General features: G+C 66.1%; 11 protein-coding genes. 1 reads left to right on the forward strand and 10 read right to left on the reverse strand.

Features of this window, described 5'->3' with window-relative positions:
- From APH35_RS27300 to APH35_RS27335, 8 genes are all read right to left on the reverse strand, one after another.
- Positions 1 to 240 (reverse strand): AAA family ATPase (locus APH35_RS27300; RefSeq protein ID WP_156341244.1); only part of this gene is annotated, 240 nt, incomplete at its 3' end.
- The gene (locus APH35_RS27305) at positions 237 to 1,475 is read right to left on the reverse strand and encodes an exonuclease SbcCD subunit D C-terminal domain-containing protein (protein ID WP_012271228.1); all 1,239 of its coding nucleotides are present in this window, start codon (positions 1,473 to 1,475) and stop codon (positions 237 to 239) included. The genes APH35_RS27305 and APH35_RS27300, both read right to left, overlap by 4 nt.
- Positions 1,476 to 1,600: 125 nt before the next feature.
- Positions 1,601 to 3,235: a BatD family protein gene (locus tag APH35_RS27310; protein ID WP_060515803.1), complete on the reverse strand. Its 1,635-nt coding sequence runs from the start codon at positions 3,233 to 3,235 to the stop codon at positions 1,601 to 1,603.
- On the reverse strand, positions 3,232 to 4,950 hold the full coding sequence (locus tag APH35_RS27315; RefSeq protein ID WP_060493347.1) for a vWA domain-containing protein: 1,719 nt from the start codon (positions 4,948 to 4,950) through the stop codon (positions 3,232 to 3,234). Before APH35_RS27315 ends, APH35_RS27310 begins: the two co-directional genes overlap by 4 nt.
- Positions 4,947 to 6,023 carry a vWA domain-containing protein gene (locus APH35_RS27320; RefSeq protein ID WP_060493346.1) on the reverse strand — a complete coding sequence of 359 codons (1,077 nt, stop codon included), beginning with the start codon at positions 6,021 to 6,023 and terminating at the stop codon, positions 4,947 to 4,949. Before APH35_RS27320 ends, APH35_RS27315 begins: the two co-directional genes overlap by 4 nt.
- The gene (locus APH35_RS27325) at positions 6,016 to 6,510 is read right to left on the reverse strand and encodes a DUF4381 domain-containing protein (protein ID WP_060493345.1); all 495 of its coding nucleotides are present in this window, start codon (positions 6,508 to 6,510) and stop codon (positions 6,016 to 6,018) included. Before APH35_RS27325 ends, APH35_RS27320 begins: the two co-directional genes overlap by 8 nt.
- Positions 6,507 to 7,451 carry a DUF58 domain-containing protein gene (locus APH35_RS27330; RefSeq protein ID WP_012271234.1) on the reverse strand — a complete coding sequence of 315 codons (945 nt, stop codon included), beginning with the start codon at positions 7,449 to 7,451 and terminating at the stop codon, positions 6,507 to 6,509. The genes APH35_RS27325 and APH35_RS27330 overlap by 4 nt, the downstream gene beginning before the upstream one ends.
- A gap of 4 nt (positions 7,452 to 7,455) precedes the next feature.
- Complete coding sequence (locus tag APH35_RS27335) at positions 7,456 to 8,415, reverse strand: AAA family ATPase (RefSeq protein WP_012271235.1); 960 nt, start codon at positions 8,413 to 8,415, stop codon at positions 7,456 to 7,458.
- A 227-nt stretch (positions 8,416 to 8,642) separates the two neighbouring features.
- On the opposite strand from APH35_RS27335, the gene APH35_RS27340 reads away from it, so the two are divergent.
- Positions 8,643 to 9,953, forward strand: a complete 1,311-nt coding sequence (locus APH35_RS27340) for a T6SS phospholipase effector Tle1-like catalytic domain-containing protein (protein WP_060515804.1) — start codon at positions 8,643 to 8,645, stop codon at positions 9,951 to 9,953.
- A gap of 29 nt (positions 9,954 to 9,982) precedes the next feature.
- On the opposite strand, the gene APH35_RS27345 is transcribed toward APH35_RS27340, so the two are convergent.
- A complete protein-coding gene (locus APH35_RS27345) occupies positions 9,983 to 11,200 on the reverse strand; it encodes an MFS transporter (RefSeq protein WP_060515805.1) in 1,218 nt (405 codons plus the stop codon).
- 58 nt (positions 11,201 to 11,258) lie between these two features.
- Positions 11,259 to 11,778 (reverse strand): benzoate/H(+) symporter BenE family transporter (locus APH35_RS27350; RefSeq protein WP_177335399.1); only part of this gene is annotated, 520 nt, incomplete at its 5' end.

The following is an 11,778-nucleotide window of genomic DNA, read 5'->3' on the forward strand; positions in this document are numbered from 1 at the left end:
TGACGTGGGGATTTCGCCGTCGGCATCCGGCACCTTGGCCTCTCGGCCGATGTCATTGAGCCGTGGCACGGTGCCAAACAACGCCAGGCACAAGGCGTCGAGCAGGGTGCTCTTGCCGGCACCGGTCGGCCCGGTGATGGCGAACAGGCCCGCGCTGGCCAAGGGTTCTGCGGTGAAGTCAATTTCGACCGGGCCGGCCAGCGATGCCAGGTTCTTCAGGCGGATGGCGAGAATCTTCATGGCTGTTCCTCTTCCTGCTGCACGTCCTGCAACAGCAGGGCGAAGTCGGCCAGCGCCTGCTCGTCGGCGGGGTTGCCGTAGGCTTGCTCCCAGGCACGGCTGAACAGATCTTGCGGGGTCATCTGGGCCAGTTCGACAAAGGCCAAGTCGTCATCTTCGGCGTTGGTGCGGCCAGCGTATTCGGCGCTGATGCGGATCAGCCGTACCGCCTTACCCTCCAGCGCGGTTTCGATTTGCTGGCGCAGGTCGGGTTGCGGCTCGTCCAGAACAACCCGCACTTCCAGCCAGGGTTGGCGGTTGGGGTCTTCGAGCAGGTCGATCACCGGCAGGTCGGCCAGTTGCTGCAGCAGCTCGCCCAACGGTGCCGGGCCCACCCGTTGCAGGGCTACCGCGCGCGGTACCGGGCGCGGTTCGACGCTGACCAGGCCAGCGCCGTCCAGCTCCACTTCCAGCACCTGGTGTGGGTAGTTGATTTCGGCGAACGACAGCGGAATCGGCGAGCCGCTGTAGCGAATACGCTCTTCGCGGTTGACCTTCTGCGGTTTGTGCAGGTGGCCCAGGGCAACGTAGCTGATGGCCTTGTCGAACAGCTTGGCCGGCAGCGCCTCGGCATTGCCGATGATCAGGCTGCGCTCGGAGTCTTCCGACACGGATCCACCGGCCATGTGTGCATGGCTGATGGCGATCAGCGCCTGGTCTTTCTTGCGCTTTTTTTGCGCGGCGGCGATCAGTTGCTGGTGCACCTGGGTGATGCCTTGCAGGTAGTCGTCACCCAGGTGCGGGCCGGTCACTTCAGCCGGGCGCAGGAAAGGCAGGGCCAGGCACCAGGCAGCGACCTTGCCACGGCCGTTGGTCAGCGGAATCAGCAGCCGCTCGGCATCCAGCTGGCCTTCGTCCAGCCAGTGCACACGGCCCAGGGCATGGGTGCGCAGGCGCCGCATGAGCGCGGCGGGCAGTTCGATGCGCGAGCCCGAGTCGTGGTTGCCGGCGATCATCACGATGTCCAGCTTGGGCTGTTGCTCGTGGGCCTGGACGATGAAGTCGTAGAGGCGTTCCTGGGCTTTGACCGGCGGGTTGACCGTGTCGAAGATATCGCCGGCGATCAGCAGCGCATCGGGTTGACGCAGGTGCAGCTGGCCGAGCAGCCAGTCGAGGAAGCAGGCGTGTTCGAAGTCGCGTTCCTGGCCGTGCAGGCTTTGGCCCAGGTGCCAGTCGGAGGTATGAAACAGACGCATGGATGACCTGTTGGTGTCGAATCGGGCAAGCGGGGGAAGGGCGGTATGGTAACCCAAGCGTGGGGCCGCTGTGCGGCCCAATCGCGACACAAGGCCGCGCCTACAGGGATCGTGCAGGCAGCGCGTTACTTGGGATAAAGCGGCGGCAAGGTGCCGGTCTCACCCGCCGGCAACAGCACCTGCTCGGCCGGCGGAATCGTCCCGATCGCCCGCCACAAATCCTCCCCCTGCCAATATTGGCCACACTCGCTGTACAACGCCCCGTTCAACCCATCCAGCGCATCCGACAACGGCACGAAGCGCGCCGCCATCTCGGCCAGGGTTTCCGGCTGTTGCCGGGCCCAGGCATCCAGCGCCTGGCGCGTGGCCTGTGGGTCGTTGGCCTGGCACGCGCGCTTGAGGTCATCCAGCAGGGTACGCGGGCTTGGCCCGTTCTGCGCGGCACGCAGCACCGCAGGCCGCGAGCGGGCGCGCCACCACAGGGCAAAGCCCAGCACGGTGGTCAGGGCGAACAGCAGTGTGGCTAGCTGCCAAGGCCACAGCAGGGTACTGGCGTTGCTGTTTTCGCCCACCGGGGTGTCGGCGCTCAGCGCCGGGTTGTCCTGCACGTTCAAGGTGCGCGCTGGCAAACTGCTGTGTTCCAAGTGGTCTTCGCGGGTGTTCCACCAGGCCACTTCCAGCGCCGGTAAGGCCAACGTGCCGGCGTGGGTGGGCACCAGGGCTTCGCGCTCTTCGCGGTTGGCGGTCATGCCGCGTTCGTTGATTTCGTTGCGCAACAGCGGCTGGTCGGGGTAGCGGCGCAGGCCGATGATCTCCGTGGCCGGCAGCGGCGGCAGTTGGGTGCTGGACAAGCCTTCGGCACGCAAGGTGATGTTGCGCGTCAGTGAGTCGCCAATTTGCACCTTCTGGCTGCCGGGGTCGGGGTTCCAGTGCTCTTCCAGGGTCAGGTTGCGCGCTGGCAGCCACGGCACGCCGGCGGGCCAGGCGGCCGGAATAGGCCGAACAGTGAGGCGCAACGGCAGCGAGCTGACCTGTACCTGGCGGCCGGCGCGGGCGGTGCCGTTGGCCTGTGGCGCCTCGTCGTTGCTGGCGGCGGCCGTGGCGGTGAACGTCAGTGGCGGGATGTCGAGGCTGCCGCTTTGCTGGGCGTACACTGCATAGCGGGTTTCGATCACGCCGTGACGCACGCCGTTGATTTCCTTTTCATAGGTGCGCGATTCGCCCAGTGGCTCGACCTTGGCGTTCTCCAGTTGCAGCGGGGTCAGGCTGCTGTCGTCGTACAGGGCTACCGAGTGGTAGATGCGCAGGGTGAGCACGGCCTGTGCCTGGACATAGACGTCGTTGCTGTCGAGGGTGGCCTCGATGAACACCTGTGAGGCGCTGTCCGGGCGGCTGGCATCGGCTTGCAGCACTTGCAGTTCGATGGCCTGGCTGTGCGACTGGCCCAGTTGCAGCTCGGGAATGCGCAGGCTGCCGCTGCGCCGTGGCAGCAGGGTGATGATCCAGCGGGTACTGGCGCGGGTTTCGCCGTCGAGGGTATGCAAGCTGTTCAGCTGGCGCGTGCCGCGCACTTCGAAGTCACCTTCCAGGGCGCGTAGGTCGGGCTTGCCGAACTGGGTAACGTCCTGGCTTTCCAGGGTCAGTTCCAGGCTTTCGCCGGCCTCCAGGCGAGTGCGGTCGACGCTGGCTTGCAGCAGCGGTTCGGCCTGAGCCAGAACGGCCCATAGCAGGGTGAGGAGAAAGACGCCGAAGCGACTCATCGTGGGTTTTCCTGATGCAATTGCTGTTCATACCAGAACTTGCGCCGCAGCAGCTCCGCCGGGTTGTCGGGGATTTCCCGCAGCCATTGTTCCAGGGCCTGGCGCTGTTCGGTATCGAGGTTGGTGGACACCGGGCGCTGTGGCGGCTGGATGACGCTGTCGTCCCCCCCGGCCTGGTTGCCGGGTGCGGCTTGGTTGTTGCTGCTGCTTTCGCCGGCTTGTTCGGCGTTGGCTTCCTGGTCGTTGCCGGGTGTGCCTTGGGCCGGGCTGCCAGCCGAGCTGCTGTTGCCTTCGGTTTCGCTGCCAGGTGTGCCTTGGGCATCACTGCTGGGCGGTTGTTCCTCGGCCTTGGCTTCACGCTGCTGCAGCAGTTGTTGCACCAGTGCCTGGTTGTCCAGCGCGGCTTGCAGGTCGGGCTGACGCTCCAAGGCTTGCTCGTAGGCGTCCAGGGCGGCTTCCAGTTCGCCGCTGTGGGCCAGGGCATTGCCTCGATTGTAGTGGGCGGCTGCGGTGTCGCCTTGGGAAAATGCTTCGGCGGCTCCGGCATAGTCGCCGGCCTGGTACAAGGCCATGCCGCGCCATTGCGAGTCCTGGAAGTGGCGCGCAGCGCTGGCCGGGCGATTTTGCTCCAGCAGCCGCTGGCCTTGCTGGTCGGGGCGCAGCCACAGGTCGTTGAATTCGAAAGCCTGGCTGGGCTGCGGCAAGGCCAGCAGCAGAGGCAGGCAGAACAGCCAGCCGCGCCGGCCGGCACAGGCGGCTAGCAGCAGCAATGGGATCAGCAGCCAGTAACCCTGGTCGGCCCAGCTGTCCAGCTGCAGGGTCTGGCCGTCATTGCGCCCGACCCGTGGGTTGTCGAACAGGCCCAGTCCGCGCAGGTCGAGGTCGTCTATACGGGCATGCCTGTAGCGCCCGCCGGTGCCGCTGATAAAGCTTTTGAGGCTGGCGCTGTCCAGACGTGGCAGGAGGATGCCGCCCTGGTCGTCCTTGAGGTATTCGCCGTTGGCCTGGCGCACGGGGGCGCCTTCTCGACTGCCGATGCCCAGCATCAGCAGGCTTGGGCCTTGGCGGCCGAGGGCCTGGGCAATGCCCTGGCGCTCTGGCGCGCTGAGGGCCGAGGCGATCAGCAGCAGGCGGCCTTGTCCGAGCCCGCTCTGGGCCAGCAGCGCCAGGCCTTTTTGCACGGCCAGGTCGGCGCGTTGGCCGGGTTTGGGCATGATCGATGGGTCGATGGCCTCGAGCAAGTTGCGGGTGGTGGCCAGGTCGTCGGACAGCGGCACCAGGGTGTGCGCGGACCCGGCATACACCACCAGCGCCGTCTGGCTGTCGCGGCGGTGTTCAAGCAGGTCGAGGATTTTGCGCCGGGCCTGTTCCAGGCGGTTGGGCGGGCTGTCTTCGGCGAGCATCTGCGGGGTCAGTTCGAGCAGGATCACCAGTGGGTCGGCCGGCCGTTGGCGGCTTTCTTCCACGCGCTGCCAGCTGGGCCCGAGCAAGGCCAGGATCACCAGCGCCCAGGCCAGGCCCAGGGCTATCCACGGCAATTTGCTGGTGCTGCCGCTGCCACCGCCCAGCAATACGCCATGGAAGGCGGGCGGCAAAATCATCTGCCAGCGCCCGGCGCGTTTGCGCCGGTGCCACAGCTTGTACAGCAGCCAGCCGAGCAGGGGCACCGCCAGCAACCAGAGCGGACGCAGCCATTGCGGCCATAGGTCGATCATCGCCGCCTCCTCAAGCGCAGGCGCTTCAAACGCTGGCGCCATTCGGGGTGCGGCTGCAGGAAACGCGGCTTGCGCAGCAGGCGTTGCAGCAGGTTGTCGGGCCACTGCACGGCCACGACCAGTAGCACGCTGAGCAGCAGCGCCAGGGCCAATGGCCAGGCGTACAGGGCCTGAGCAGTGCGGGCTTGGGTCGGTTGCTGGGCCACCGGCTCCAGCTGGTCGAGGGTGTCGCCGATGGCGTCCAGCTCGGCGCCGTCATGGGCGCGGAAGTAGGCACCGTGGGTGATGTCGGCAATTTCCTTGAGGGCGGCCTCGTCCAGGTCCAGGCTCGGGTTGAGGCCGAGCAGGCCGGGGGTGCCACTGGCTTCGGGGTTGGCGCCGATACCGATGGTGTAGATGCGTACCCCTTCCTGGGCCGCCAGGCGGGCGGCGGTCAGTGGGTGGATCTGCCCGCCGTTGTTGGCACCGTCGGTGATCAGTACCAGCACTCGGCTTTGAGCCGGGCGTTGGCGCAGGCGTTTGACCGCCAGGCCAATGGCGTCGCCGATGGCGGTGTTCTTGCCGGCGATACCGATTTGCGCTTCGTCGAGGAAGGTGCGCACGGTGCGTCGGTCGAAGGTGAGCGGCGCCTGCAAGTACGCCTGGCTGCCGAACAGGATCAGCCCCACGCGGTCGCCTTCACGGTCTTGCAGAAAATCGCCCATCAGCGCTTTGACCAGGTCGAGGCGGCTGATGTCTTCGTTTTTCCACTGCATGTCGGGGAAGTCCATCGACCCGGACACGTCTACCGCTACCAGCAGGTCGCGGCCGCTGGCGGCCACTGGCACCGGTTCGCCCAGCCATTGCGGGCGAGCAGCAGCGCACAGCAGCAGCAGCCAGATGACGACGAACGGCGCCTGCTGGCGCCAGGTTGGCAGGTTAAGCCGCGCACGGCGCCCGGCCAGGCCTTCCAGTTCACTGAGGAAGCCTACCTTGAGTACCGGCTCGCCACTGTCGGCGGCCGGCAGCAGCAGGCGCGCCAGCCAAGGCAGCGGCAACAGGGCGAAGACCCACGGCCAGGCCAGTTCAAACATGCTTGCGGATCCAGGTTTCGACGGCTTGGCTGAGCCCGGCAATGGCCTTGTCGTCGAGTTTGCACTCGGGTTTGTAGGCGCCTTCGACCAGTACCATCCAGCGGGTCAGGCCGGCGGCCGGGCAACGGTTGTCGAGAAATGCCAGCCACTGGCGGCCGTTGAGCGTGTGGCTATTGGCGCCTGGGTAGTGGTTGCGGCACAGGCGCTTGAGCAGGGCGTTGATCTGTTGCAGCCAGGCGCCCGCCGGGGCGCCGTCGTACGGGCGTGGCAGGCGGGCCAGCTCGGCCAGGGCTTCCACGCGCACCGGGTCCAGAGGTTGCTCGGCGCGCACGATGCGGCGCTTGCCCGGGCGCCAGCGACGCAGCCGCCACAGGCCCCAGCCCAGCAGCGGTAACACGGCCAGTAGCAGCCACCAGCCCGGTGCCGGTGGCCACAGGCTGATCGGTGCCGGAGCGATCAGCGGGTGCAATTGATCGAGCGGGTTCATGACGCGCTCCGTGGGCGCTGGGCGTTCAGGTACTCGCGCAGTTGCTCGATCATTTCGCTTTGCGTGCTCAGTGGCATCAGTATCACCCGCAGCTTTTGCGCCAGCACCTCCCAGCGCTCGATGCGTGCTTCGGCCTGTTGGCGGTAGGCCTGGCGAAGGTTGGCGTCGAGGGTGTCCAGCTCCAGCTGGGCGCTGCGCTGGGCGAAGCGCAGCAGGCCGGCGGCGGGCAGGGCATGGTCGAGCGGGTCGGACACCGGCAACAACAGCAGGTCGCAATGCCGCGAGAGCATGGCCAGGTGCTGTTCCACCTGGGCGCTGAGCGAGCGTTCGTCGCAGATCACGATGGCCAGGCTGCCGGGGCGCAGCACTTCGCGGGCACGGCGCAGGGCCAGGCCGAGGCTGTCGGCCCCGGGCGTGGCCTCGGTGTGCAGCGACTGGTTGACCTTGGCCAGGCGATTGAGCAATTGCAGCAGGCTTTGTTTGCTGCGCCGGGGTTTGATTTCGTGGTGTTCGTTGTCGCCGAACACCAGGCCGCCGATGCGGTCGTTGTGGCCCAGCGCGGCCCAGCCGAACAGTGCGGCGGCCTGGGCCGCCAGCACCGATTTGAACATCAGCCCCGAACCGAAGAACAGCCGCTGGCTTTGTTCGACGAGGATGAAGATTGGCCGCTCGCGCTCTTCGTGGAACAGCTTGGTGTGCGGTTCCTGGGTACGTGCAGTGACCCGCCAGTCGATGTTGCGCACATCATCGCCGGCCTGGTACACGCGCACCTGGTCGAAGTCCACGCCGCGCCCACGCAGCTTGGAATGGTGCAGGCCCACCAGCGGGCTGCGCTGGCCGGGCTTGGAAAACAGCTGGATTTCGCGCACGCGGTGGCGCATATCGATCAGCTCGGCAAGGCCGATGCGGATGCCAGGTTCGGTCAGCTGCGCAGTGGGCATGGGCTCAGGCAACGGCGACGACGTCGAGGATGCGCTGGACCACGCGGTCCTGGTCGATCCCTGCCGCCTCGGCCTCGAACGAGAGGATGATGCGGTGGCGCAGCACGTCGAACAGCACGGCCTGGATGTCCTCGGGGCTGACGAAGTCGCGCCCGGCCAGCCAGGCGTGGGCACGCGCGCAACGGTCCAGCGAAATGGAACCGCGCGGGCTGGCGCCGTAGGCGATCCAGTCGGCAAGTTCCGTGTCGAACTTGGCCGGGGTGCGGGTGGCCATGACCAACTGCACCAGGTATTCCTCCACCGCATCGGCCATGTACAGGCCAAGGATTTCCTTGCGCGCGGCAAAGATGGCCTGTTGGCTGACCCGGCGCTCGGGCTTGGTCTCGCCGCCCAGGGCTTCGCCACGGGCCTGCGCCAGGATGCGCCGTTCTACCGCTGCGTCGGGGAAGCCGATTTTTACGTGCATCAGGAAGCGGTCGAGCTGGGCTTCGGGCAGCGGGTAGGTGCCTTCCTGCTCGATCGGGTTCTGCGTGGCCATGACCAGGAACAGTGGCGACAGGTCGTAAGTGCTGCGGCCCACGCTGACCTGGCGCTCGGCCATGGCTTCGAGCAGCGCGGACTGCACCTTGGCCGGGGCACGGTTGATTTCGTCGGCCAGCACCAGGTTATGGAAGATCGGCCCTTGCTGGAACACGAAACTGCCGGTTTCCGGGCGGTAGATTTCTGTGCCGGTGATGTCGGCCGGAAGCAGGTCGGGGGTGAACTGGATGCGATGGAACTGTGCCTCGATGCCTTCGGCGAGTTCTTTGATGGCTTTGGTCTTGGCCAGGCCCGGGGCACCTTCGACCAGCATGTGGCCGTCGGCCAGCAGCACGATCAACAGCCGCTCGACCAGTTTCTCCTGGCCTAGGATCTGGGAAGAAAGAAAGGTGCGCAGCGCGATCAGCGCTTCACGGTGTTCCATCGGCGACGGTTCCTGGTAGAGGGCCTGAGGCGGCTGAAGGCAGCTGCCCTGGCAAGGGCTGATACTTTAATCCATCCGGGGGGCGGCGACTAATGGCGGCGGGTAAATTTATCTTCGCGCTGGGGTGTGCTGCTACAGAAATGTCTTACGTATGGCTGGCCATTGCCTGATGTTCCGCGCCGGTGTGCTGGCGCCTGCTTGTGCTTTTTGGGCAAGCAGAAGGCACGATGATGAAAATGAGCAGCGGCAGCACGCCAACCCTAACGCCGGTCACCCTGCGTTTTGGCGTGTTCTTCGATGGCACTGGTAACAACCAGCACAATGCCACGGCGATGGATGAGCAGGGCAGCAAGGGCTGCAGTTATGGCAATGCCTTGAGCAATGTGGCCCTTTTGCATGCGTTGTATCCGGCAGATGCAGCCAATGCCAATGACCCGCAGGCGTTTTTGAAACAATATGTGGAGGGCGTGGGCACCCTGGCCGGTGAAGCCGACCATGTCTACGCCTCTGCCACCGGGCGTGGGCGTACGGGGGCCGAGGCGCGGGTTGCCGAGGCTTTGCAGGGCATGGCCGAGCAACTGCAGGTGTGGCAGCGGGCGCATCCGCAGGCACTGCTGGAGCGGGTCGAGTTCGATCTGTTCGGGATCAGCCGCGGAGCGGCGGCGGTGCGGCACCTGGCCAACCTGCTGAACGATGGCGCGGGCGGGGTGTTGCCGGTGGTGTGTGAAACCTCGATCAACTTTATCGGCCTGTTCGACACCGTAGCGGCGATCATCGCGCCGTTGCAGGGTGACTTCGATCCCGCCAACGGCCGCCATGGCAACCTGCGCCTGGGGCTGGCTGCGGGTATAGCCCGACAGGTGGTGCAACTGGTGGCGGGGGACGAGCTGCGGCACAACTTCCCGCTGGTGTGCAGTGGTCACGACATCGTGCTGCCGGGCGTGCACTCGAATATAGGGGGTGGGTACCCGGAAACCACGTTGGAACAGGTACTGCTGTGCAAGCCGCAGTCACAGCGTGTGCCGGTGGGTATGCGTGCCGAGCAGAGCCGCGTGCATGCCACGGCAAGTGCCTTGCTGGCTTCGGCGTTTGCCAATATGGGCGAACCCAGGCCGCAAGTAACGACCTGGGAGGAGCCGATTGCCGGCGGCCGACCGGATGAGGCGCAAAAGCAGGTGTACGCAGCGGTGTACCGCGAGCGGCAGGTGGCGGGGCAGTTGTCCCGGGTGTACTTGAGCGTGATGCGGGCGTTGGCGGTACGGGCTGGCGTGCCGTTTGCGCCGTTGGGCGGGCAGGCTGAACATGGGGTGCCGGATGAATTGCTGGCGATTAGCCGCAAGTTGCATGCGTTTGCCCTTGGAGAAGTTACCCAGCTGGGGTTGAGTGAGCAAGAGCAGCAGCTGTTGCGCGAGAAGTACGTGCATGCGTCGGCGAACTGGAATGCACTGAAGGGCTTGCGCAACAGTGTGCTGGATGTGCTGTTCGTCAATCGGCCGGGGGCAGGCGGGCGAGTGGTGCATGCGAACCCGGCACACTGAGCCATCGAAATGACTGGGCAAGGCTGCTTCTACAGGGTGCGCGCCAGTCGTTCAGCGTTGCGGGCCCTGGCCAGGTACGCCTCCTGCGCCAGCGTCAGCAGCACCGTCAGCAGCATGAACATGACTGATGCGATGAAAACCCCGTTGGGCAGGTGCTGGTCGAGCATCCAGCCGAACGCCACCGGCCCGAGGGCGCCACCGATGTTGAACCCGGTCGACACCAGCCCGAAGGTTTTGCCCTCGGCACCTGGCGGCGCCGCCGCCTTGACCAGCATGTCCCGCGATGGGGCGATGACCCCGGTCAGCAGGCCAATGGCGCCCAATACAACCACCAGTGCCCAGCCCTGCAGCAGCCCCAGGGCCACCAGCGCGGTCAGTGCCGCTGCCAGTGCGAAGGCCAGCGCCGCCACCAGACCGTGGCGCCGGGTACGGTCGGCCAAGGCGCCACCGCACAGTACACCGGCAGCGCTGCACAGCAGGAAAGCGGTGAGTGCGGTGTTGGCCCAGGCCAGTGTCAGGCCTTGGCCCTGAATCAGGGCGGCTACGGAAAACTTCTCGATGGCACTGGTGCTCAGGTTGAGCAGGATGAACAACACCGTCAGCACGCCGATCATCGGTGTGAACACGCGCAGGCGGCCTGTTGTTGGCGCCGGGCCTGCGCCTTCTTTGTTGCAAGGCCTGGCAGCCTGGTACACGCCACTGCCCGGTATCGATATCAGCAGCAGCGCAGCTACCCCGAACACCGCGCCCACCGCCAGGGCTGCCGGTGTGCCGAACACGGTGGCGATGCCGAGGAAAAGTGCCGGCGTAACCGCCGAGCCGAGGAAGCCGGCGAAGGTATGAACAGAGAACGACCGCCCCAGGCGTGCCGGCTCGATGCCATTGGCCAGCAGTGCATAGTCTGCCGGGTGATACACGCCATTGGCCAGGCCGGCCATGGCCATTGCCACCAGCAATACCGCGTGACTGGGGCTGGCCGCCAGCAGCAGGAAGCTGAGGCTGCCCAGCAACAGCCCGGCCTTGAGCACTTTACGCGCTCCATAGTGGTCGACGGCATAACCCAGCGGGGCCTGTACCAGGGCCGAAACGATGTTGAACACCGCCAGGGCTACGCCGAGCTCGACGAAGCCCACCCCCAGCAGGCCAGGCAGCACGGGCAGTAGCGCCGGGATCAGCATGATGTGTACATGGCTGACGAAGTGCACGGCAGCAATTTGAGTGAGTAGCTTGGGGCCAGCTTGGGGCATGTCGATACCTGTCGAACGGCGTGCGCCTTTGGCGCACAGCAAGGAGGTGGAAGCCCGGTTAGCGGGAGGCGCCGCCGAAGCCGGGCAGGCGACCGTTCAGCGCAGCATGGGCCAGCAGGCCAATCACCAAGCCCCAAAAGGCCCCGCCAATGCCGAGCAGGCTGATATTCGCAGCCGCTGCCAGGAAGGTGATCAGTGCGGCCTCGCGTGAGCGGGCATCGGCCATTGCGCTGGCCAGGCTGGCGCCGATGGTGCCCAGTAGTGCAAGGCCTGCCAGGGTGGTGATGAAGGTGGCGGGCAGGGCCATGAACACACTCGCCAGGGTGACGCCGAACACCCCCACGAGGATGTAGCAGACACCGGCAGCGATCCCCGCCACCCAGCGCTTGCTCGGGTCTTCATGGGCTTCCTTGCCGGTGCAGATGGCCGCCGTGATAGCGGCGATGTTGAAGGCGTGTGAGCCGAAAGGGGCCATCAGCAACGAACCCAGGCCAGTGACCGCGACGATCGGGCTGGCGCTGGTCTTGAAGCCGTCATTGCGCAGCACCAGCATGCCAGGCATGTACTGCCCCGTGAGG

Source organism: Pseudomonas sp. NBRC 111132 (genome assembly GCF_001320565.1).
Taxonomy (GTDB): domain Bacteria; phylum Pseudomonadota; class Gammaproteobacteria; order Pseudomonadales; family Pseudomonadaceae; genus Aquipseudomonas; species Aquipseudomonas putida_P.

What these genes read in the sequence shown, in the direction of transcription:
- APH35_RS27305 (WP_012271228.1), bottom strand. Translation starts at nt 1,475, where the DNA reads ATGCGTCTGTTTCATACCTCCGACTGGCACCTGGGCCAAAGCCTGCAC.
- APH35_RS27310 (WP_060515803.1), bottom strand. Translation starts at nt 3,235, where the DNA reads ATGAGTCGCTTCGGCGTCTTTCTCCTCACCCTGCTATGGGCCGTTCTG.
- APH35_RS27315 (WP_060493347.1), bottom strand. Translation starts at nt 4,950, where the DNA reads ATGATCGACCTATGGCCGCAATGGCTGCGTCCGCTCTGGTTGCTGGCG.
- APH35_RS27320 (WP_060493346.1), bottom strand. Translation starts at nt 6,023, where the DNA reads ATGTTTGAACTGGCCTGGCCGTGGGTCTTCGCCCTGTTGCCGCTGCCT.
- APH35_RS27325 (WP_060493345.1), bottom strand. Translation starts at nt 6,510, where the DNA reads ATGAACCCGCTCGATCAATTGCACCCGCTGATCGCTCCGGCACCGATC.
- APH35_RS27330 (WP_012271234.1), bottom strand. Translation starts at nt 7,451, where the DNA reads ATGCCCACTGCGCAGCTGACCGAACCTGGCATCCGCATCGGCCTTGCC.
- APH35_RS27335 (WP_012271235.1), bottom strand. Translation starts at nt 8,415, where the DNA reads ATGGAACACCGTGAAGCGCTGATCGCGCTGCGCACCTTTCTTTCTTCC.
- APH35_RS27340 (WP_060515804.1), top strand. Translation starts at nt 8,643, where the DNA reads ATGATGAAAATGAGCAGCGGCAGCACGCCAACCCTAACGCCGGTCACC.
- APH35_RS27345 (WP_060515805.1), bottom strand. Translation starts at nt 11,200, where the DNA reads ATGCCCCAAGCTGGCCCCAAGCTACTCACTCAAATTGCTGCCGTGCAC.